We start from the raw sequence: 19,853 nt of genomic DNA, 5'->3' as shown, positions 1-19,853 counted from the left end.
GTTATTTCGGCTGCTCAATGTACAGCTCGCTTTTACAAAAGGAATCAACGTATTTGACAGTATAAAGGAATGGCTATGAAACGTTTTTTATTCTCACAATATTTTTAAATATTAAATTTAGAATTGAGTTACAGGATTGTGATGGATTGATGATGGTAAAACTACCTCCTAGCTTATAAATCATAGAATGTAGTGCCAATAACTCCCCAAGTCCTGATGAGTCAATATAACCAATATTTGACATATCCAATTGAATATTAATAGGACAAGTTGTTATGATTTTATTAACTGCATCAGTTAGGCTGATTTTATTAAATTGAGTTAAGTTACCCTTCAAAGAAATTAGAGTTAAATCTTTTTCTACTTTATAACTCAGTTTACAGGACATCATACTATACCTAATTAGGGACACCTATTTAGCAGTATAATACAGGCAGTCATTAGTATGAAGTAAACCTTGGTGTGTTTATTTTAAGAGGATTATTATTTGATAGAAATTAGACAAGCAGAAGAAAAAGATTGTTACTTATTAGCTCCCAGGATTAGACAGCAAGATTTAGACGAACTAGAAGCGCTTGGAGTCACTCCTTTAGATTCGCTATTACACGGCTTACGCTATGGTGTCGAGTGTTATACTGCATGGGAGAATAATAGTCCCATTACTATGTTTGGAGTTTCTAAACAAAATGGACAAGCTATTCCTTGGCTTTTAGGAAGCGATGAATTGAATTTTAAAAGGAAAACTCTTTGTCAACTCGGTAAAAAGTATGTAAATGAATGGATTAAAAATTATAGGTATTTAAGTAATTTTGTCTACATAAAAAACATCATGGCTATTGAGTGGCTAAAGTATTTAGGTGCAACTTTTGATTTTAGGAGTAAATATGGAGTTGAGGCTGAGTTTTATTCTTTTTCCTTTGGAGAAAAGGCTTCTTATGTTTGATATCCACTAAAGTGAAGCCTTTAAGTTTTTTTATCTATACTTGGAGAGTGTAATGAATTTTAAAACTATTAGCTTCCTCGTCTACTGGGTTTAGTTTTTTCTGTATGCGCCACCCTTTATCACGATACATTGACTCTACTGTATCAGCAATGAAATTAAGTTCATCTTTTTTAAAGTCGGCGCTATAGTCTGGTAAAGCAAGAATATCTACTTTATTTTGTGTCTTGCTTTCGTCTAGAGCTAAATTTATTGCTTCTATTGATATCTTTATTAAGGGTTTATACTCTTGAAACATATCCTCTATTTGAGGGTTCTTAAAATTTTCTGGTAAAGGTACTAATTCCGCCAGTTCTTCATCACTACATAGCATTTCCTTTAATTTCTCATTTTCCATAAGCAGGATTCCTTAAAAGAATAATTTATGTGTCACCCAGCAATACCTGCAATTATAGCAGCTGCTGGTTCCGCTTACAGCATACACGAGCAAGGCCAGCAAACTAAATTACAAAATAAGCTCGCAGAGCACAATCAAAATAGGCAGAATAGAGCCTTATTAGAAGATTACAAAAATCAGAATTCTCAATTAAATATTCAAGAAGCCGAAGAAGACGATGCGGCTACCGAAGAAAAAATACGCATAAAACGTGAAACCCAGAAGCGTATCGCAGAAGCTCGCGTTAGCTCAGCAGAAGCTGGCGTTTCTGGTTTATCCATTGATTCCCTCGTTAGCGACATAATCAGAGGAGGTGCCAATAACGTAAGCACAATTGAAAGTAATTTAGAGTCATCTGCTTGGCAAAGGCAAAGAGAGCGACAGGCGCTGTGGAATAATGCCCGGTACGGTTTAAGGACACTTGCCAGTTATAAGCCAAGTAAGATGGCCAAAAGTGTTGGGTCCGCCTTACAGATAAGTAGTTCTGCAATGGGTGCCTATTCCTCAGCTGGCGGCTCCTTTGGAGGAAGCTAAATGACAAGACAAAAAGTAGAACCCATGAGCCAATATAGACGACAAGTTAACGCCAGACCCACAACGCCCTTTGCCTCTGCTGCTCCCATCACTGGCTCAATAGACCCACAAAGTAACGCGCTTATCCGTGGGTTAACTTCCTTTACGCAAAGCCTCGCAGGAGCTGTACGACAACAGCAGCAGGCCACCTTTGAATCTCAAGCTCTTACAGCTCACGCCAATAAATCAGCGTACATAAAAGAGGCATCAGAATACCTGGAAAACACGCCAGATGGTGGCTTAGGTGACCCAGCACAGTATCAAGAAGCGTTAGGTAAACTGCGTGAGAAGTACTTCAGCAGTATTACGCATGGGCGATTGAAAGAGAGCATTAATACAGAAATAGATGCTTGGAATACAGGGCAATTAGGTGCACTTCAACAAAATGCAGCTGCTAAGCAACGCCTGGAACTGGGCCAAAATGTGCTTGAAACAAAGGTAGAAGAATTAGGTGCTCTGCTTGAAAAAGGCGAGATAAATCAAGACCAGTATAACCAAGAAATAAGTGCTGTATTTAAATATGCCCGTGAATCTGAAGCTATCGCAATGAGCGAGGAAGATGTAGGCCGCTTTGCGATTCAGTTGCAAGAATTAAATGGACGGAACCCGGCACTAGCAAAGGCTTTGGAAAACTCGGAGCTTATCTCAGTGGGTCATAGGGCAACCCTGAAGAAACAAAGAGAACAAGCTGAGGCCATGCAGCCAGCCGAAAGACAATTAAAACAATTAGAGCTGCAAGCCCCTATTGAAAAATTGATGGCTCAGAATCAGCTAACCCGCTCTTGGTTTAAGCCCTACGTTGCTAAAGGCATCTTCACAGCTGGCCAAGCGCAAGCTTATTTAAATCAGCAGAAAAAGTTACAAGAAGAAGCCGCAACTAATTTTAATTATCTCGCTATTTTTGGGTCTGAAAACGTTAAGCTGTTGAAGCAGAAAGACCAACAAAAGGCACTGCAATTTAGTCATCAGCAATATATAAAGCAGTACGGGTCCAAGCAAGGCCAAGACCTTTTTGATATGAAGTTAAGAAAAAATGGCATTGTCTATAAGCCATATCAGTCTACCTTGCGTGCTGGTCTTCCCGCTTTAGGCGCTGTTATCACCTCTGAAAAAGACATACCGAAAAATACCGTTGAAGCCTTTAATCTTTATAAACGGTTGGAAGCTATGGGTATGGTCGATTTGTATCTATCGAATGAAGAGGCCACGGCTTATGCGGCTATTGATGGCTATGTTGAAACAGGCGATACAATGGAAGAAGCCTTAAATAAACATTTAGCTGTTGAAAATGACCCAAACACACAGCATCTTGTGCCTACCTGGAATGAGCTAAATGATGTAGCAGCAGATATTAGAAGCGAGATGTCGCCTTATTGGGGTGATGCTCCTCCAATGCTTTCGGGTCTTGAAGCTTCCGCGAAGGCGATGTATACCAATCTAATTAAACGCAAAGTTGCCCCAGAAAAAGCGAAAGAACTTGTCGTTAATCGGATGACAAATACTTATGACGTTATCGATGGCCAATTAATTAATAAGCGTTTATTGGGTTTTAATTATGACAGAGACGATTTAACCGCACGTTTTAACCATTTAATTGACCACTACAAAAAAGAAAATCCGGCTATTGATAAGGACGAAGAGTTAGCTCTTGAACCCATGGAAGGTGGCTTTTTCCGTTTGGTCGATAAAGAGTCAGGCTTTCCGTACTTTGATAATAACGGCAAAGCTTATCGTTTTTCTTATCAGCAAATGATGGGAAAAGGTGAAGATACAGTGTCAAAGATAATGAAGAATACTAAGTTAAAAGCTTTGCAGGAGGAAATTAAAAATAGAAATCAAATTAGACACAACAAAGCCGAAGCAAGAAGACTCTTTAAATACAGACACATACCTTACAGCCCCGACGATTAATCAACAGGATATCTTAAGCGAGCCTGAAGATACTGATATAACTTCCATGCGGCCTATTTCAGATAGGCAATATGCGCAATACAACGCTTACTTAGCGCAAAAAGAAGAGACGGTAGCGAACAGCGTTTCTACCAGCGAATTTATTTCTACCACACTTGACGAGCATTGGATTTCTTCCCATGCATTAAGACAGCTTAACCGTGATGACCTTGTGCCTGACCCCTCGTGGGTCCCCTCAATGGAAGAATACGACCAGTTAATTAATGGGATTCCTGAAGATTTACACGATGAATTTAATAGTGCGGTAAGTCGTGGTCATGCCTTTCAAATTAGGAATGAGATTTTAGAGTCCTTAAAACGGAAAGAAACGTTAATGTCTCAAGGTGCCTTTATTGGGATTAGCGCTGGCTTAGCTGCCTCCATAGTTGACCCTGGTGCTTGGGGAATGGCTGTGGCAACTGAGGGATTAGCCTCACCACTCTTAGCAGTACATAAAATTACCCGGTTTAAACGTATTTTATCCTCTGGTCTTCTTACAGCAACAAGCTCTGCGACAGTTGAAGGTTACATAGCTTCACAGGACCCAACCTATGATGCGACTGATGTGCTCATAGGCTCTGCTGCATCTTTCTTAATGGGCGCTGGCATATCAACATGGCGGACTCGCTTTGATGCCAAGGTTAATGAATTTAGGCAAGTAGTAGAGCTTGAAGAAATACGACAAGCTGGTGGTGAACTGAGCGAGGCAGGGAAAAAGAAATATAAAAAATTACTGAATGCGGATGGCTCGATTCCAACCCCAGAAGAACGCATAGCGGCTATTTTTGAAGATGGCGCAGAACGTGGAACCGAGTTTGGCAAGCAGCGTTTTGACAGAGCAGGCATTAATTTAAGCTCAGATTTAGACGAGGTTAGAGGACTTTCTGCTGCTTTAATGTCAGATGCATTAGGTGGCAAGAAAGGCGAGTTAGTTAAAGAAGCGGCGTCTATCTGGAAGCGGATAAAAACCGATGGCTTTATGGTTGCCTTTTATAAAAGCCACAATCAACATTTTAATAACTTTTTACGTGCTGAAGGTATTTCTACTGTTGGGTCTAATCTAAAACACCAGCACAGAAAGCGCTTTAATGAGCTGGTCACCCGATATATTCGCGGAGAAGCCATTGAGAACCCTCACGTAAAAGCCCACGGAGACATGCTGAAAGACGCCTACAAGCGTATTTTATCTATGGCAAAGAAACCCCAAGGTGATGAAAACATACCTAATGCTGTCCCTGTGCGTGGCGCTGATGAGGTGGATTTTAATGAATTTTATAGCCCTCGACACTGGAGCGCCGCAAAGATAGTCCAGCAGATTCAGCAAGCCGGTTATACCCGAGTTCAACATACTATAGCTCGTGCATTTAATAATATTGAAGGCGAAGCTGCTTTAGAACTAGCAGGTGCTTTTATCGATATTATTACTACAGCTAAAAGAGGCAATATTGATTTACCCCAGTTAAATAAAGCTATTAATGAAAACCTTTCTGAGCAATTAATTAATGAGCTTGGTCTCGATGCAACAAAAGCGGCTGAAATAGCTAAGCGTATCCAAAAGGCCCTTAAGCAAAAAGACCAGGGGAAAACAACACGCTTAAAGAGTCGTGTGGACCTGGATGAAAATAAAATAGCTGACTTGCTGGAGAATGACTCAGAATTACTTTTCCTTAATTATTCCAATACGATGTTGGGTCATATTGCCCTAGCGCGACAGGGGATAGACAGTGAGTCCACCTTTAAAGCTGCTATGGAAAAAATCGAGAAAAAGCGTGCTTATAATCCAGGTAAAACAGAAGCTGAAAGGACGCGGCATAAGCTAGAAATAAAGCAACTGTACGATGCCTATAACCACCTTGTCGGTCGTCCTATTGATACAGACCCAACAGCCAGAAGCAGCCGTATTCTTCGCACAATAAGAAAGATTCAATATGCTCGCAACATGAACCAAGTGGGCTTTGCGCAGCTGATGGAAATGGGACCCGCTTTAAGCCATGTTGGTTGGTCTCAATTTTTAAAGCATGTGCCAGAGCTACGTAAAATGATTAAGCGCATGGAGAGTGGCAATTATAAAGATGACTTGCTAGAAGAACTCTCTGACGCGATGGGTGGTTGGGCCAATGGGCGGCTAATGCATCAGGTGACTAATCAAATAGACGACTTTGGTGCGACGTTTAACGGCCATACAAATAAGTGGGATAAGCTAGAGCGTGGGTTAGACCACATGGGCAAATTTACAGCGAATATGTCGGGTTTCCATTCTATAAACCACATGCTCCAGAATTTAACCATGAAAGGTATGGCTCAGCGCTTCCTTGATTACAGCCTGAAGAATAAAGCTGTACTTAAGCCTAATAGACTACGGGAGCTGGGTATTGATGATGCGCTATTAGCAAGAATTAAAAATGAATATCGGCACGTTGAGCATAAAAATGGCAAGTTAACCACAATGAACTTTGATAAGTGGGACCCTGAAGTCTTCGCTAAGTTTTCTTACGGCCTGCGCTTATGGGGCAACCGGATTATTCAGGAACAAGATTTTGGCGATGGAGTTTCCTACTTGATGAGCAAGGAGCTTGGTAAAACCTTAATTCAATTTCGTACCTTTGCTATCACCGCTTACTCAAAACAGTTGTTGCATGGTCTCAAGCACAGGGACCTACAAACCGCTTCACTTTTCCTACATTCAACTTTCTTTGCTGGTCTTGTCTATGTTGGTCAAACCCATTTACAAGCCACTGGCAGACACGACAGACGGGAATTTTTACGCAGACGGCTAGCACCGGATGAAGTCGCTAAGGCGGCTTTCCAGCGCTCTGCATATGCTTCTGTTTTCCCGATGTTTATTGACAGTGGTGCAGAGGTATTAACAGGTGAGCCGGTCTTTAATGCGCGTATGTCTGAATTGGCTACTAATTTGTGGACAGGTAATGCGTCGTATGACTGGATAGAAAAAGCTTCTTCAGGTGTGTCAGGTATCGCCAGAGCAGGACTAAGTAATAATTATGATTTCTCACAAAAAGACTGGAATAATTTATATCGCACGTTACCTTTTCAGAATATGTTAGGTATACAGCAGTTTTTACATAATTTAGGTGCAGACCTACCCAAATATTCGGAGGACAGATATTAATTAATGGCATTATCATACAAAGATTATATTGCCGATGGACAAACCAAAGACTTTGCAATTCCTTTTAAATTTCTCAACCAAGTGCACATTAAAGTTTTCGTTGATGGTAAAGCGCAAGACCACGTAATCAATAATAACGTTGTCTCTTTGGCTTCCCCGCCAGAAGCTAATGTTGTGGTCCGTGTTAAACGAGAGACACCATTGCATGAACGTGCTGTTGATTTTGACGATGGCGCTATTTTATCTGAGGCAGTCTTGGACATGGCCAATGAACAGCTCTTTTATGTCGCTCAGGAAGTGCTCGATTATTCCGAGGGTTTGCTGAAGATGAAAGAGGACGGTCATTTTAACGCTTTGAATAGGCGTATACGTCAAGTTTCGAACCCTGTTGAAGAAAATGATGCTGTTAATTTAAGTTTCATGCGCTCACAGTATATCCCGACTGCACGAGCAGAAGCAGACCGAGCAAGGAACGAAAGAGAAACCTCGGAACAGATTAGAGCGACTACTAATCAACTAAAAATTGACACAGAGCAAACTTTAAGTGAAGCCAGAACTTTTACTACTTCAATTAAAAATGATACTGAGGTAATAAGGGGGAAAGCTGAGCAACATATGGTGACTGCCCATGCGCATAAAGAAAAAGCTATTGCAGAAGCAAATAAGGCAACGTCGGAGGCTAATCGCGCATATGGAGAAGCCAACCGAGCCAAAGGCTATGTTGAGCAGTACAAGCCAGAGGTAAAAGGCGCTTGGACATTTGATAATTATGTTGAGTGGCCAACCCTTGGCGTAGGTCAAGGGCGCGCGGCCATCTATAACGACGGCATATACCACAAATGCCTTATGATTCACGGAAATGACTCGAAGGTTGCTGGAGAATACCGCGTAGGTATGTGGAATCATGTCACGGTCTATGGCAGTTTATATATCACAGGTGAGTTATACGTCAAAGATAAGCCTGTTTATCACCGAGGGAATATTCATATAAGCACGGGAAACCCTTCAGGTGGTGCCGATGGTCAAATCTGGTTTAAATACAGTTAATGTCAGAAACCTTTTTAAATATCAATAATCACTGGCGTTCACTTGATACCGCTTTTGTTAATGTAAATGGTCGTTGGAAAGAAGCGGATATTTTTATCAATGTTAACGGCTCTTGGAAATTAGTTTCCCTTAAACGTGTTTCACTAGGTAGCGGAACAAATGTGAATTTATTTGCCACTCTACTTTCTCATGTTGGCAGTGCGGGTAATATTGAAATTACCTTAACTGGCACTTTTAAAGCTTCCTCCACTAGAAATGCTGCGCTTGTTTTAGGTACTCAATTTGCCAGTAGAAAAGTCAAAATAATTAATAATGCCATTATCCTTGGCAAAGAAGGTGCCGGTGGTCCGGGTGGTCAAGGGGTTACTAATAGAGACAGTAGTGGTTATGCGACTAATGGAAACGGTGGAGGCGCTGGTGGTACAGCATTACTCGTCAATACTAATCATGGTTGCAAACGTTTAGAATTCTACAACACGTCAGGTGGAAGGATTTACGCCGGTGGAGGTGGAGGAGGCGGCGGTGGAGGCACCTATGCTGAAGCACGAAGAGGTGGAGACCGTCAGCAGTTTACAGGGACAGGAGGAACAGGTGGACGCGGCAGAGGCTCCGCAGGTAACGCTACAGATGGAGGCCGTGGTTCTGGACGAGATACCCGTGGTGGCAATGGCGGAAACGGCGGTGACTACGGTACGAAAGGGGCTAGCGGTGGTAAAGGTTCAAGTAATATTTTTCTTTCCAAGTTCGGCTCTGGAGGTCCCGGTGGCACTGAGGGTATCGCTATACATAATGTGCGGTCTATGATTTTATCTGGCTACACCAACACCAGCTACATTATCGGAAGGAGAATTTAAATAAGTAAAAAATGAAATTTAAAATAATAAATTATCAAAAAGAAACAGGCTCACTGGATATTGAGCTAGAAAACGGATTTACAGTTAATATCGGTCTTGATTCATTAATAGATAAAGACAACCCAACAGAACAAGAATTAATTGAGGCCATTTCCCGGTCCCTGCCTGAAGACGATTACTTTAACCGTCGTATCCCCAAAGCCCCTGTCATTAGCTCTATGCTTAACAAGTTGTATACCCCTGCCAATGTAGATGCCCACTCAGAAATAGGCACCTGGGACATTATACGCGGCCACAGGAACGAGCTGTTACGGGCGACAGACTGGACACAAATGACTGATAACAGCCTTACCGATGAGCAAAGAAAGGCTTGGGCCAAATACCGGCAAAGGCTGCGAGATATACCACAAGTTAACGATGAACCACAGGAAGTAACGTGGCCAATTCCCCCAGATACAGAAGGATTTGAAATTTAATAAATGCTAGATTGGTTTAAAACCTCACTTCCCACAATTGTAATAATGCTTACGCTTGCCTTTGGTAGCTACGTTGTTCTAATTGAGCAAAGGCTCAGTACATTAGAAGCAAACTACAAACAATTAGAAACCTTGACTGAAGTTGTAAAAGATTTAAATAAACTGATGCATAAAACAGACAAAAGAATAAGTATTTTGGAGGCCACGCTATTAGGTACGAATGAGGGACTATAAAAAAGAATATCGCGAATATCACAGTAAACCTGCACAGAAAAAACGACGCGCAATGCGTAATGCCGCAAGACGATTGATGATTAAAAAGGGTCTTGCAAAGAAAGGGGATGGTAAAGACGTAGACCACAAAGATAGAAACCCCTTAAATAATAGTATTAAAAATCTAAGAATAACTAACCAAAAGAAAAATAGAGGATGGCGAAAGCATGATAAGTAGTTTTATTTTACGATTTCTGGCGACAAAGCTTGTTAAGAAAATTGTACTGACCTTGTTAAAAGAAATGGCTAAACGGACTGACAATAAAATAGATGATGCAATTGTAGCTATTGTTGAAAAGGAGGCTTTAAATGACTGAGGAATTCACTAAGACGCTTGCGGAGCATGAAGAATTATTCAGACAAACCAGTATTTATTACAACGTTACTGAACATGACAACGGCTACTTTACAATGAACTATTTTCTAGGCGAACAAAAGCATGAATTAGAATTTCGTCCTGATGGCTCTTTAATTGTGCAGGAGAATCTTTGACAAAAACTATCGACCAAATACTATCCCAATTACATGAAGAATTAGCCGAGCATCTTCTCGACAAATTAACCAAACCAAAAAACGGCGAAGCACCTAACGCTTCTGAGCTAAACGTTATTCGCCAGTTTCTAAAAGACAATCACATCAGTGATATTCCCCGCCCCAATAGTCCGTTAGCCGAACTTGAAAATAAGCTGAATGAAATAGATATGTTCGATGCTGACGATATACGACAAACCCACTAAATAAACAAGCTGAGGGCAGCTCTAAGCCCTCCTTGTTCCCGCCTATATCAACCCACCAGGAATTAATGAAACAACGAGAGAAAGAACTAGAACACCGATTAAAGACAGAATTTGTATTCTTCTTAACTGTTATATGGAAATATTTACGGCTACCGCCTCCAACGGAGCTACAAAAGGACATAGCGCTTTATTTACAGGAGGGACCCAAACGAAAAATAATTATGGGGTTCCGAGGTGTAGCTAAAAGTTGGATAACGTCAGCTTATGTGCTCTGGCGGTTATATAAAAATCCTCAAGTTAAAGTGTTGGTCGTATCTGCAAGCAAGGAACGGGCTGACAGCTTTTCTACGTTCACAAAGAGGCTAATTGATGAAATACCCTTTCTAAATCATTTAAAGCCTAGGAGAGAGCAGAGGGACTCTAAAATAGCCTTTGATGTTGGACCCGCAAGTGCTGACCATAGCCCCTCAGTTAAATCTGTCGGAATTACTGGGCAACTGACAGGCTCACGCGCTGACATCATTGTGGCTGATGACATTGAGGTCTTAAATAACAGTGCAACGCAAACGGCCAGGGATAAGTTGGCAGAACTGGTCAAAGAATTTGATGCTATTTTAAAGCCCTTAACAACCTCTGAAATTACTTTTCTTGGGACCCCTCAAACGGAAATGTCCCTATATAATAAGCTGGTTAAAGAAAGGGGTTATAAAGTCCGTATCTGGACAGCGCTTTATCCTGACCCTGATGTAATCGAAAAATGGCAAGGCAATTTATCCGCGCTTATTTATGACAAAGTCATTCGTAATGCATCTTTAGCTGGTACTACCACAGAGCCTAGCCGTTTCCCTGATTCAGATTTAGCTGAGCGGCGTTTGTCGTATGGTAAAGCAGGATTTGCACTGCAATTTATGCTGGATACGAGTTTAAGTGATGCTGATAAGTACCCGCTTAAATTGGCTGATTTAATGGTGATGTCCCTCGACTTAAAACGAGCTCCTATCGATTTAGCGTGGTGTAACTCAGCAGATAAAGTGCTAGAAGTACCAACCCTTGGGTTAACAGGCGACCGCTTCTACTCGCCAATGTGGGTGGACAAGGAAATGGCAGAGTATACCGGCTCAGTCATGTTTATTGACCCATCAGGCCGGGGAGCCGATGAAACCAGTTATGCTGTGGTCAAGTTTTTACACGGGTATCAGTTTCTAATTGACGCTGGCGGTTACCGCGATGGTTATACGCCTTCTACCTTACAGAAATTGGCTAACACTGCCCAGCAGCATAAAGTGAACATGGTGCAAGTGGAAGATAACTTCGGTGATGGCATGTTTATTGAGTTATTTAAACCCATACTGAGGAAGGTTCATAGTTGCCAAGTTGAAGGGAAAAGAGCTAAGGGACAAAAAGAAAAGCGTATTATCGACTCTCTTGAGCCAGTCATGAGCCAACACCGGCTAATAGTGGATACAAGACTTATAGAGAAGGATTATAAGGAATGTGAGGGTGATTTTAGTTACTCACTTTTTTATCAAATGTCCCGCATAACACACGACAGAGGCGCCCTAAAACACGATGACAGGCTCGAAGCTGTCGCAGGGGCTGTTGCGTATTGGGTAGAGCAGATGGCGCTTGATGGGGCTGTGGAGGCTGAGAGGCATAGGGCTGAAGCTCTGGAAGCTGAGTTTGAAAAGTTTGCTGAGGGGTGCCTGGGGTTTCAGCCAAAGAAAGAGGTAGGGAATTTTTGTAGTTAATTTAGAAGACAGGAGGAGAAAGACTCCTCCTATTTTTTATTAAAGACCTAACTTACGCAGGGTATCCATCAGTTTAAATGGTTTTTGTAGCTGCGGGATATCTTCAAGCTGCTGACGCGTTTTTTCATTAAGTAGTAGATATTCAGCATTTAGTCGTAGGTAACTCCAATTATTGCCTGTTATTAACTCTGAAAGTTGCGCAGGGTCTTTATCACCTATGATTTTTTTACCTATTACTGGGTTATGTTTAATAGCTTGTTGCCAGTTACTTAAAGCAAATAAAAAGTTTGCATCCTCTTTATGCGTACACTCTGCTGAGGCCTTACGACTAAGGAATGTAAGTGCTCTAAACAGCTTTTCTTTTTCAAGGTTAATCTTTTTGAATAAATCTGGTGACAATTCAACCTCTTGCGCTTTACATTCTTCTATCTTGGCACCAGCAGCAGCAACAGCCTTGTTTAACTCATTTGCAGCAATTTGAAATGCCAAACGTTCTACGTCAGGTGTAGGCTTTTCTCCAGCAAATACTGCGAAAGATAAACAGCCTGTAATGAATAAAGTGGTAAGATGCTTACTTTTGACAACCATATTCTACCGCCTGCCAGAATTCTTTTTGTTTTTGGTCATTAAGGTGAGCAAGAACTTGATTACCTGCTACCTTCTCAATTTCTCTACGTGCTATTGTTGGGACACTGCCCATTGCTTGCCCGAAGGCTTCCCAGTCAGTAGTGCTAATGGTGAAGCTGGACTCAACCATGCGATTGCCTAAAAAGATATTCACAACTGTTCCCAAAGATACTGCTGTTGCTAGGGCATTCGCTAAGCCTTGAATATCTTTAATACGCTGAATAGCTTGTTTACTGGCGGAATCAAAGGTAACTCCATTTATCGGGACACAACGCATTTACACCTACTCCATCAAATTACATATGCTGGCAGAATGCTATAAGGGGAGATGGGATAAAGCAACATGGCTTAAGAGGCATGGGTCATAATATTAGATGAGGCAGGCTTGTAAGTGTGATGCTGTCTGACAGATGGTTAAAAAGCAGGCGCGGAAATTAAAAAGTCCAATCGCTGAAGCCCTTGGTATCCGGGGGCTTGAGTTACCACGCAACTTAGAAGGGATTCCCCCTGGGTTGAAATATGAGATTTAACCTTAAGATATCTTAAAGACACCTATAGATACTTAAAGATTATCTTAAGGATGCCTAAGCTAACTTTAAGACTCCTATGAACATAGATGACTTAAAGCTCACCTTAGCTAAGCCTTAATACACCTTCTGCTTTGTTCTTCATTGTTGTTTATTACCCAATTAATAAGAAATAATAGCCTGATACTACATTAGTTGTATTTTCTATTTCTACGATAACTTCCATCTATCCTATTTTTCAAATAAAAGCTGAGGCCAATAAACATTACTCCAAATGCGAATATCATATTAGCTAGACCGAAAACATGAGAGAATGTTAGTAAGAACTGAGGGAGATGGCTTTGTATAGGTTCGTAGCTTAAAGATATCCATTCATTGAAATTTACGTAATGAAGAATCTGTATCGAATAGAACAGTGATGAAGCAGCAATCAGGAAGCTTCCACTTATTAAGCAGATGAGATGCAGTAAAAACATTGTTAGCTGGTATCCTTCGTTACTACAAGTTACTTTCTTCAAGCCAACCACCTAATTATAGTAAGTGAGCACCTATTGGTCCAATGCTATAAGGCGAAGATTCTGATATTTAGTCGTGTTTAGGTTTAAAAAATATATAGAAAAAGCTAGAAAGAAAATTTCCTTCTTAGCAACTAAGCATTTGAATTTTGTGGTCCATATCCTTGCTGCGAGTGGACGTGCATTGGTTACCTTATAGCTGACTATTATCAATCCTTTAGTCATCTTTATGCGCCTATCAAGCTTATTATCCTTTGTTGTGTGGTCCTGTAAAATAAATATGCCCTGTGCCCTCCTCAGTGGCTCTATAAGCTTTCTCGATACAAACCAAGACATTCCCCTTCGTTATAGATTTAAATTGTACGTGAAGGCTTTCAGGGGGCTTATACGACACATTGGACGCTGAGAAAGACTTAGGGTAGACTCTGGCTCCTTTGGGATACATTGAGGATTGGAGGGTTTGTGTTAAGGCTAAAAGAAGTTGTACGTATACGGCAAGTACTAGCTGAACATAATATCACCATATTGCAATTTGAAATTTTATTAGCTGTCGAACTAAATGAAGGAAGTACATTATCAGATATAATGGGAAGAGGATTTCTACCAACCTCTAGCACTATTGCTACTATATCATCACCAATCCAACGTTTAGCGGAAGGCACTCCAAGAACTCCTGGTAGAGGGTTAGTAAAAAAAGAACCAAGCCCACACCATAAAAACGCCAGCCTTCTATATCTTACAAAAGATGGTAGAGAAGTCTTAGAAGATATTAAAAATAAATTGGATTACAAATAATTTTTGACAAAAAATCTGAGAGCTGTTTTTGAATAAAACTCTCCCGAAATCTCCCCCGTAGCCTCCATTTTAAATAAGCAAATTCACGCCAATAGACACGCCTTTTAGTCACAGATATAGCTACAAGCCTTTTAAAATAAGGAGTACAAATACACACACAGTTTTATTCTTAATTGCATTAAGTGTGTTTAGATGCCCACTCTTTTTATTTATCTCTTTATGTTTAATATCCTGTTTTTACTTGTTGACGTATTTAAAGTTTTTTGCTAGCTTATATATTAAGTTGAACATAGCGACCCAGAAATAATAAATTAATACTTCCTATACATCTTAGGGGCAAAGAGAAAGATGTAAAAATAAACCCCAAGTATTAATTAAATAACTTAATGTTACCTCCTTGGTTCTCTTTAAGTTGCGCTCAATATATCGCGATGTTCAATATTGTAATCACCAAGCATTCTACAGCACGCCACTGTAAGTAAGTTCTTTAACAATATGGATTAGAAATAAACGGATTTAGTAAAAGTAATATTTTACCTCCCTCTATTTCGCTGTAAGTACGCTTTAAGTAGGTCATTAGTTATCTAGTGGCCTATCTAAAGCCTGCTTAAAGAAAATAAATATAAATTAAATAACAAAAGGAGACCAAAGCCAATGGACCTATCATTATTACCTACGTACCCAGTAGAAGAGCTAGAACGTATTAATTACTTTGAATATTCACCATCTCAATTAATCAGCTTTTTAGGCATTATTAAATGCAGCTACGAACGTGAAGTTATCTACAATGCCTTAGCTCTTAAAGGTGTTCAAATAGATAGAGATGTATTTTTTAGGATGAATAATATTGATAATTAAGGATAAACACATGCCTACCTACCTTGCAGGCTGGAATGTTCCCGGCTATTTGCCTGAAGTTGAACCCGCCACATTTAGCACACACAGCGAAGCCCTAGATTATATAAAAGACGAGATTAAACAGCACATTGACCTGCTCATAGACTCAGGCCAGAGGGAGCAGATAGCGCCCAACTTAAAATCTTTATGCTGTCTTGAAAACTGCCCAAAGGAAGGTAAGCCTGTTGCTGTCTTCTTCGCTGATTATGTTTACTGGATTCAACCACAATAATTAATTAAAAGGATATTTAATCATGGCAACAATCACTTTCTACTCACTCTATGACTACAACTGTGGTGAACTCCTTGCTAACACTTTTGACCTTGACAACTATGAAGCATACGAGGAATTAATCAGCGATATACACGCATGGCTACAAGAATTAACCAAGCAGATTAATGACGGGGTTCTACGTGAAGAGTGGATAGTCGCTGATTATGAGGATATACCCGATAAATATGTAGGAGAGCATAGCCTTGACTCGGAATATTTTACTTATGTTGTGGTCCTTAACGAGCTTAGCGAATGGTACAATAATGACGCTGAGAATATACTACAAGCCTGGATTGACTATGGTTACCCTTTGGATGCTGAGCAGATAAAAGACGCCTACATAGGCCATTATACGACACCTCGCGACTTTGGAGAGGAATATTTAGCTGAGCTTGAGGACTTGTCTAACATTCCTGAGCGTTTGCGCTATTACATTGATTGGGAACGAATGGCAGAAGATGCCTTAATAAATGACTTTTGGGAAACAAAAGGTTATACCTTCTTTCGCGTATAAAACAAGAAGGTAACCAGTAGATAAGTCCAAGCGAGTAAAAAATAATAACTACACCAACTGTCCTACAACAGTGAAGTGTTTCACCTGCCGCAAATCTCCTTAATCCTCTATACATCACATGCCAGCTATCAGCTATAGGAATAGTTGCCCTTCTGGAACTTTTCCTTACAAAAGTGTGGCCTAGTTCACTGTACATGTATACAATAAGACATTTGTGTTACACGCGTTACGTGATGCAGCCAGCTTACGCACCTTTAGTAGTAAATGTAAGCTTACTCCAGAATTATATTCACCGATAAAGGAGAAATAATGGATAAAAACCCAATAGGTGAACAAATGAATTTAAGTAAATTAATTTACGCAGAACACACCGACCTCGTATTTAATGCACTGTTAAGCGAGGAAGAATGTCAAAGCGAGTATCAAAGCGTTAAACACTGGTGGTCCATCAGTCCCCAATTAGGCCATGAATTAGCAAGCAAATCAATAGCAGGTATTTATATACTTGAGCATGACTATGGTACATGGCTTGGACTAACTGAGGAAACACGCGACGTAGAAAGTGCAGTAAGTCGTCTGTTTATTTAATCACCTATAGTTTGCTTGCACTACATTACATATAGAACTTATGTTCTGTTGTTACGTAGTGCTTTTTTATGTAACATATTTGGAGGGGATAATAAATGATTAAAAGTCATACACATCTGAGCACATACAAAAAGAGAACCCAACAATGTACAACAGAGGAAAGCTTTTAAAGCTACAAAACTTACTAGTAACGTTGCAAAACGAAGAATTAGGAATGTCATTAGTTCAGTTTGCAGCATTATTGACCATCGCCCGAGAAGAAGGACAAGGTATTACTGAGGTTAAAGACCGCTTAGGATTACCTAAAGCGACAGGCACACGCACTATTACCGCTCTCACAGAAAGAGCAGGACCAGGAAAAGAGGGCTACGGATTGGTTGATGTACGCTTCGACCCAATGGACGCAAGACGAAAAGGTTTATATTTAAATGAGGCAGGCAAGGAGTTTGTTGCTAAGTATGTAAATATGATTTAAACCCTTTTCGCTTTATCCGAGGTTAGCGCGTGTGCATAACCTCACCCTCCCCCTTATTTTTTCTGTTTTTTTTCTTCCCAATAAAAATACCTATCATTAAAGGATTGTAACCTATGGCTATCCGTAAGCGCGGCCAAAGGTGGCAAGTTGACGTATATATCAATAAAAAAAGAGTACGTGAAAACTGTGCTACTAAGGCAGAAGCCCTAGCAAGGCAAGCAGAACTCTTAGCGATTAAAGCAGGTAATGAAGAAAACCCACAAGCACCCAAGCAATACAAAAAGTTAACCCTTAGCGAACTTTTAGAATTAACTACGGCGCGCTACTGGGCAGGAACTAAAAGCGAGTTGGTCCAGTACAAAACAGGAATGCAAATAATTAAAGCCATTGGACCAAACACCTTAGCCACTGATATTAACCTCACCACAATTGATGCCTTTATTTCCCAATGTAAAACTGAAGGCAACGCAGCTGCCACAATAAACAGAAAAATAGCTGTACTACAGAAAATGCTCCGTTATGCCCACGAGCGCGGCTATATTTCCTCAATGCCACGCTTTGAACGTATGAAGACAAGGCAAGGCCGCATTCGTTACCTATCATATGAGGAAGAAGAGCAACTACTTTTATTAGCAGATAAAGATTTGGCCGATTTTATTTTACTCGCCATAGAAACAGGTGGCCGACGTTCAGAAATATTTAAATTAAAGCCACAAGATATTCTCGACAATAAAATAATATTCAGCGACACAAAGAACGGCAAAACGCGCTCTGTCCCATTAACCAGAAAGGCTAAAGCTGTCGTACAGCGTCGTTTAGAATCTGCTGGCAACCTATGGCCTACCCAATGGACAACAGACAGCATTACACAAGCCTGGGCCAAGCTGCGGAAACAGATGGACCTGGAGCACGACACTGACTTTGTATTCCACTGCACCAGACATACATGTGCTACAAGACTACTTAGGGCCAAGGCGAGCTTAAGGGAGGTCCAGCACTGGCTAGGACACTCCAATATCACGCAAACAGCTATTTATGCTCACCTTGAGGAAGACGCCTATTACAGCCTTGCAGAGCAGCTAGATAGCCAAAGGACTAAACCTTAATCCTTGACTAATATGTCTCTCACGCAGCTGAAGTCTATCTGTTGCATACTTTCATTAAGTAGTTTTAAGCTGAACCCTGAGCCGTAAACACCGTGGGTCATGTCGCCCTGTGCATGGCCTAAGAGTGCCTTGATATGCTCGCTAGGTACACGACTCTCAACAGCTAAGTCCCTGAAGGTGTGGCGGAAGCTGTGGAAGACTTTTGATGGTGGAAAGCCAATCTGCCTTTTTAGCTTGGAAAACCAAGATGTAACACTCTTACCGTATAACCCACCATTAAGAGTTAACGCAAAAAGCTTTGTCTGTCCTTCTTGGCTATCTACATAATCAAGAAACTCTATAGACATTAATAGGTCATGCAATGGAATCTTTCTTATAGATGCTTTATTCTTAAGTTGGTGTGTGCCACAGTCATTAATATCAAGATAATAAATATCACCTGCTTGCTTTATATCAGCCACGTTTAATTGGGCTAACTCTTCCAGCCGCGCGCCTGTAAATAAAGCAAGTGCGGGTATCCAAAATTGCCATATTTTTTTTAGCTGCGAGTCTTTGTTCAGGTAATGCCCGAATAAAGTACGTAATTCAGAAGTAGTAAAAGCCTCTTTGGTCTTAGCTGTGATGTGTTTAGCTCTAGGTTTAAGTCCTGAAAATGGGTTAGCCTTTATATAATCTCTACGTTGCATCCAGTTAAAAAAACCAGAAATATAATTGAGCATTTTTAATGCAGTGGTAGGTGCTATAGTAGGCACACCTTTTTCTTTTAAAGAAGCAAGGCTTAAATTTTTATTTTTTCCCCGGCTACGTTTGACAGGATAATCATAAAGCTCTTGAACGAAATCTATTGCTACATTCTTTGTTACTTTTTTAACCTCCAAATTTCCTAAAATATCTATGAGACATTTAAAGGCAGGTAGGTTATTTTCAGCTGAACGCTTCCCCCAATCCATCTTTTTCTTCTCTTTCAGAAAAAGTGCATATACCTCTTCTAGTGTTAAACAGGGTTCTTCTTGTAGTTGCTCTGACAAAACAGGAGCTACTATAACTGGCTGTAGTTTTTTAATCTTTCCTGTCGCCTGAAATGTCTTAATATAGACTACAAGCTCTCGATAAACATTTTTCTGCTGCTCTCTGCATGTTAAGCGCTGCATTTCATATATGGAGCTTTCAACGGCTGCTTGAACAGCAAAGGCTTTGGAGTGAGCTAAACGTTTTGCCTTGGTGTGTAATGAGAAAGTTATTTCTCTTTTTTGAATCACTTTTTGTAGGTTTTTAGGTAATACCTTTCTGTAATGATATGTAGTACCACGTAATACTAAATTGCGCATCCGCCGACCTCATTTTTGTAGCAAAAGTAGATTCTTTTGAAAC

At 40.5% G+C, this 19,853-nt stretch carries 25 protein-coding genes; 20 read left to right on the top strand and 5 right to left on the bottom strand.

From position 1 onward, the window contains the following. Positions 1-73: 73 nt before the first annotated feature. Positions 74-391, bottom strand: coding sequence for an STAS domain-containing protein (locus G4Y78_RS05155; RefSeq protein WP_163832014.1), 318 nt, complete (start codon positions 389-391; stop codon positions 74-76). 96 nt (positions 392-487) lie between these two features. Between G4Y78_RS05155 and G4Y78_RS05150 the strand changes: the two genes are divergently transcribed. Beyond that, a complete protein-coding gene (locus G4Y78_RS05150; protein ID WP_163832013.1) occupies positions 488-943 on the top strand; it encodes a hypothetical protein in 456 nt (151 codons plus the stop codon). Positions 944-977: 34 nt separating this feature from the next. Here the strand turns inward: G4Y78_RS05150 and G4Y78_RS05145 are convergent, their stop codons facing one another. Next, the gene (locus G4Y78_RS05145; protein WP_163832012.1) at positions 978-1,337 is read right to left on the bottom strand and encodes a hypothetical protein; all 360 of its coding nucleotides are present in this window, start codon (positions 1,335-1,337) and stop codon (positions 978-980) included. Positions 1,338-1,364: 27 nt separating this feature from the next. Between G4Y78_RS05145 and G4Y78_RS05140 the strand changes: the two genes are divergently transcribed. From G4Y78_RS05140 to terL, 12 genes are all read left to right on the top strand, one after another. Further along, the gene (locus tag G4Y78_RS05140) at positions 1,365-1,910 is read left to right on the top strand and encodes a virion core protein, T7 gp14 family (protein ID WP_163832011.1); all 546 of its coding nucleotides are present in this window, start codon (positions 1,365-1,367) and stop codon (positions 1,908-1,910) included. After that, a complete protein-coding gene (locus tag G4Y78_RS05135; RefSeq protein WP_163832010.1) occupies positions 1,911-3,860 on the top strand; it encodes a hypothetical protein in 1,950 nt (649 codons plus the stop codon). Positions 3,861-3,906: 46 nt separating this feature from the next. Beyond that, a complete protein-coding gene (locus G4Y78_RS05130; RefSeq protein ID WP_163832009.1) occupies positions 3,907-7,029 on the top strand; it encodes a hypothetical protein in 3,123 nt (1,040 codons plus the stop codon). A 3-nt stretch (positions 7,030-7,032) separates the two neighbouring features. Continuing rightward, on the top strand, positions 7,033-8,076 hold the full coding sequence (locus G4Y78_RS05125) for a phage tail fiber domain-containing protein (protein WP_163832008.1): 1,044 nt from the start codon (positions 7,033-7,035) through the stop codon (positions 8,074-8,076). Further along, positions 8,076-8,930, top strand: coding sequence for a hypothetical protein (locus G4Y78_RS05120; protein WP_163832007.1), 855 nt, complete (start codon positions 8,076-8,078; stop codon positions 8,928-8,930). Before G4Y78_RS05125 ends, G4Y78_RS05120 begins: the two co-directional genes overlap by 1 nt. A gap of 11 nt (positions 8,931-8,941) precedes the next feature. Beyond that, positions 8,942-9,406: a tail fiber assembly protein gene (locus tag G4Y78_RS05115; protein WP_163832006.1), complete on the top strand. Its 465-nt coding sequence runs from the start codon at positions 8,942-8,944 to the stop codon at positions 9,404-9,406. 3 nt (positions 9,407-9,409) lie between these two features. Continuing rightward, entirely contained in the window at positions 9,410-9,640 is a 231-nt protein-coding gene (locus tag G4Y78_RS05110; RefSeq protein WP_163832005.1) for a hypothetical protein, read from the top strand. Next, positions 9,627-9,857, top strand: a complete 231-nt coding sequence (locus tag G4Y78_RS05105; protein ID WP_163832004.1) for an HNH endonuclease — start codon at positions 9,627-9,629, stop codon at positions 9,855-9,857. Before G4Y78_RS05110 ends, G4Y78_RS05105 begins: the two co-directional genes overlap by 14 nt. Further along, a complete protein-coding gene (locus G4Y78_RS05100) occupies positions 9,847-9,996 on the top strand; it encodes a hypothetical protein (protein ID WP_163832003.1) in 150 nt (49 codons plus the stop codon). The genes G4Y78_RS05105 and G4Y78_RS05100 overlap by 11 nt, the downstream gene beginning before the upstream one ends. Beyond that, positions 9,989-10,171 (top strand): hypothetical protein, encoded by a 183-nt coding sequence (locus G4Y78_RS05095; RefSeq protein WP_163832002.1) that lies wholly within the window; start codon positions 9,989-9,991, stop codon positions 10,169-10,171. Before G4Y78_RS05100 ends, G4Y78_RS05095 begins: the two co-directional genes overlap by 8 nt. Continuing rightward, on the top strand, positions 10,168-10,416 hold the full coding sequence (locus G4Y78_RS05090; RefSeq protein ID WP_163832001.1) for a hypothetical protein: 249 nt from the start codon (positions 10,168-10,170) through the stop codon (positions 10,414-10,416). Before G4Y78_RS05095 ends, G4Y78_RS05090 begins: the two co-directional genes overlap by 4 nt. Positions 10,417-10,481: 65 nt before the next feature. Beyond that, on the top strand, positions 10,482-12,164 hold the full coding sequence (terL, locus tag G4Y78_RS05085) for a phage terminase large subunit (RefSeq protein WP_163832000.1): 1,683 nt from the start codon (positions 10,482-10,484) through the stop codon (positions 12,162-12,164). Positions 12,165-12,203: 39 nt separating this feature from the next. Here terL and G4Y78_RS05080 read toward each other — a convergent pair whose 3' ends face one another. Next, on the bottom strand, positions 12,204-12,752 hold the full coding sequence (locus G4Y78_RS05080; RefSeq protein ID WP_163831999.1) for a hypothetical protein: 549 nt from the start codon (positions 12,750-12,752) through the stop codon (positions 12,204-12,206). Further along, positions 12,736-13,068: a hypothetical protein gene (locus G4Y78_RS05075; RefSeq protein ID WP_163831998.1), complete on the bottom strand. Its 333-nt coding sequence runs from the start codon at positions 13,066-13,068 to the stop codon at positions 12,736-12,738. The genes G4Y78_RS05080 and G4Y78_RS05075 overlap by 17 nt, the downstream gene beginning before the upstream one ends. A gap of 1,227 nt (positions 13,069-14,295) precedes the next feature. Between G4Y78_RS05075 and G4Y78_RS05070 the strand changes: the two genes are divergently transcribed. The 7 genes from G4Y78_RS05070 (at position 14,296) to G4Y78_RS05040 (ending at position 18,482) form a co-directional block, all read left to right on the top strand. Next, a complete protein-coding gene (locus G4Y78_RS05070) occupies positions 14,296-14,628 on the top strand; it encodes a MarR family winged helix-turn-helix transcriptional regulator (protein WP_163831997.1) in 333 nt (110 codons plus the stop codon). A 654-nt stretch (positions 14,629-15,282) separates the two neighbouring features. Beyond that, positions 15,283-15,486 (top strand): hypothetical protein, encoded by a 204-nt coding sequence (locus G4Y78_RS05065; protein ID WP_163831996.1) that lies wholly within the window; start codon positions 15,283-15,285, stop codon positions 15,484-15,486. Positions 15,487-15,496: 10 nt separating this feature from the next. Then, positions 15,497-15,757, top strand: coding sequence for a hypothetical protein (locus G4Y78_RS05060; protein ID WP_163831995.1), 261 nt, complete (start codon positions 15,497-15,499; stop codon positions 15,755-15,757). Positions 15,758-15,779: 22 nt separating this feature from the next. Then, the gene (locus tag G4Y78_RS05055) at positions 15,780-16,313 is read left to right on the top strand and encodes an antirestriction protein ArdA (RefSeq protein ID WP_163831994.1); all 534 of its coding nucleotides are present in this window, start codon (positions 15,780-15,782) and stop codon (positions 16,311-16,313) included. Between the two features lie 309 nt (positions 16,314-16,622). Beyond that, positions 16,623-16,901 carry a hypothetical protein gene (locus tag G4Y78_RS05050; protein ID WP_163831993.1) on the top strand — a complete coding sequence of 93 codons (279 nt, stop codon included), beginning with the start codon at positions 16,623-16,625 and terminating at the stop codon, positions 16,899-16,901. A gap of 214 nt (positions 16,902-17,115) precedes the next feature. Beyond that, positions 17,116-17,376 (top strand): MarR family winged helix-turn-helix transcriptional regulator, encoded by a 261-nt coding sequence (locus G4Y78_RS05045; RefSeq protein WP_163831992.1) that lies wholly within the window; start codon positions 17,116-17,118, stop codon positions 17,374-17,376. Between the two features lie 113 nt (positions 17,377-17,489). Next, on the top strand, positions 17,490-18,482 hold the full coding sequence (locus G4Y78_RS05040) for a tyrosine-type recombinase/integrase (RefSeq protein ID WP_163831991.1): 993 nt from the start codon (positions 17,490-17,492) through the stop codon (positions 18,480-18,482). On the opposite strand, the gene G4Y78_RS05035 is transcribed toward G4Y78_RS05040, so the two are convergent. After that, positions 18,479-19,810: a site-specific integrase gene (locus G4Y78_RS05035; protein WP_163831990.1), complete on the bottom strand. Its 1,332-nt coding sequence runs from the start codon at positions 19,808-19,810 to the stop codon at positions 18,479-18,481. The genes G4Y78_RS05040 and G4Y78_RS05035 overlap by 4 nt on opposite strands. Between the last annotated feature and the right edge of the window lie 43 nt (positions 19,811-19,853).

Source organism: Spartinivicinus ruber (assembly GCF_011009015.1).
GTDB classification, from domain to species: Bacteria; Pseudomonadota; Gammaproteobacteria; order Pseudomonadales; family Zooshikellaceae; genus Spartinivicinus; species Spartinivicinus ruber.
This window is presented reverse-complemented; position numbering and strand designations above follow the sequence as displayed.

Excerpts from the sequence above, each read along its gene's own strand:
- G4Y78_RS05155 (WP_163832014.1), bottom strand. The coding sequence starts at position 391 with ATGATGTCCTGTAAACTGAGTTATAAAGTAGAAAAAGATTTAACTCTA.
- G4Y78_RS05145 (WP_163832012.1), bottom strand. The coding sequence starts at position 1,337 with ATGGAAAATGAGAAATTAAAGGAAATGCTATGTAGTGATGAAGAACTG.
- G4Y78_RS05140 (WP_163832011.1), top strand. The coding sequence starts at position 1,365 with ATGTGTCACCCAGCAATACCTGCAATTATAGCAGCTGCTGGTTCCGCT.
- G4Y78_RS05135 (WP_163832010.1), top strand. The coding sequence starts at position 1,911 with ATGACAAGACAAAAAGTAGAACCCATGAGCCAATATAGACGACAAGTT.
- G4Y78_RS05130 (WP_163832009.1), top strand. The coding sequence starts at position 3,907 with ATGCGGCCTATTTCAGATAGGCAATATGCGCAATACAACGCTTACTTA.
- G4Y78_RS05125 (WP_163832008.1), top strand. The coding sequence starts at position 7,033 with ATGGCATTATCATACAAAGATTATATTGCCGATGGACAAACCAAAGAC.
- G4Y78_RS05120 (WP_163832007.1), top strand. The coding sequence starts at position 8,076 with ATGTCAGAAACCTTTTTAAATATCAATAATCACTGGCGTTCACTTGAT.
- G4Y78_RS05115 (WP_163832006.1), top strand. The coding sequence starts at position 8,942 with ATGAAATTTAAAATAATAAATTATCAAAAAGAAACAGGCTCACTGGAT.
- G4Y78_RS05110 (WP_163832005.1), top strand. The coding sequence starts at position 9,410 with ATGCTAGATTGGTTTAAAACCTCACTTCCCACAATTGTAATAATGCTT.
- G4Y78_RS05105 (WP_163832004.1), top strand. The coding sequence starts at position 9,627 with ATGAGGGACTATAAAAAAGAATATCGCGAATATCACAGTAAACCTGCA.
- G4Y78_RS05100 (WP_163832003.1), top strand. The coding sequence starts at position 9,847 with ATGATAAGTAGTTTTATTTTACGATTTCTGGCGACAAAGCTTGTTAAG.
- G4Y78_RS05095 (WP_163832002.1), top strand. The coding sequence starts at position 9,989 with ATGACTGAGGAATTCACTAAGACGCTTGCGGAGCATGAAGAATTATTC.
- terL (WP_163832000.1), top strand. The coding sequence starts at position 10,482 with ATGAAACAACGAGAGAAAGAACTAGAACACCGATTAAAGACAGAATTT.
- G4Y78_RS05080 (WP_163831999.1), bottom strand. The coding sequence starts at position 12,752 with ATGGTTGTCAAAAGTAAGCATCTTACCACTTTATTCATTACAGGCTGT.
- G4Y78_RS05075 (WP_163831998.1), bottom strand. The coding sequence starts at position 13,068 with ATGCGTTGTGTCCCGATAAATGGAGTTACCTTTGATTCCGCCAGTAAA.
- G4Y78_RS05065 (WP_163831996.1), top strand. The coding sequence starts at position 15,283 with ATGGACCTATCATTATTACCTACGTACCCAGTAGAAGAGCTAGAACGT.
- G4Y78_RS05060 (WP_163831995.1), top strand. The coding sequence starts at position 15,497 with ATGCCTACCTACCTTGCAGGCTGGAATGTTCCCGGCTATTTGCCTGAA.
- G4Y78_RS05055 (WP_163831994.1), top strand. The coding sequence starts at position 15,780 with ATGGCAACAATCACTTTCTACTCACTCTATGACTACAACTGTGGTGAA.
- G4Y78_RS05050 (WP_163831993.1), top strand. The coding sequence starts at position 16,623 with ATGGATAAAAACCCAATAGGTGAACAAATGAATTTAAGTAAATTAATT.
- G4Y78_RS05045 (WP_163831992.1), top strand. The coding sequence starts at position 17,116 with ATGTCATTAGTTCAGTTTGCAGCATTATTGACCATCGCCCGAGAAGAA.
- G4Y78_RS05040 (WP_163831991.1), top strand. The coding sequence starts at position 17,490 with ATGGCTATCCGTAAGCGCGGCCAAAGGTGGCAAGTTGACGTATATATC.
- G4Y78_RS05035 (WP_163831990.1), bottom strand. The coding sequence starts at position 19,810 with ATGCGCAATTTAGTATTACGTGGTACTACATATCATTACAGAAAGGTA.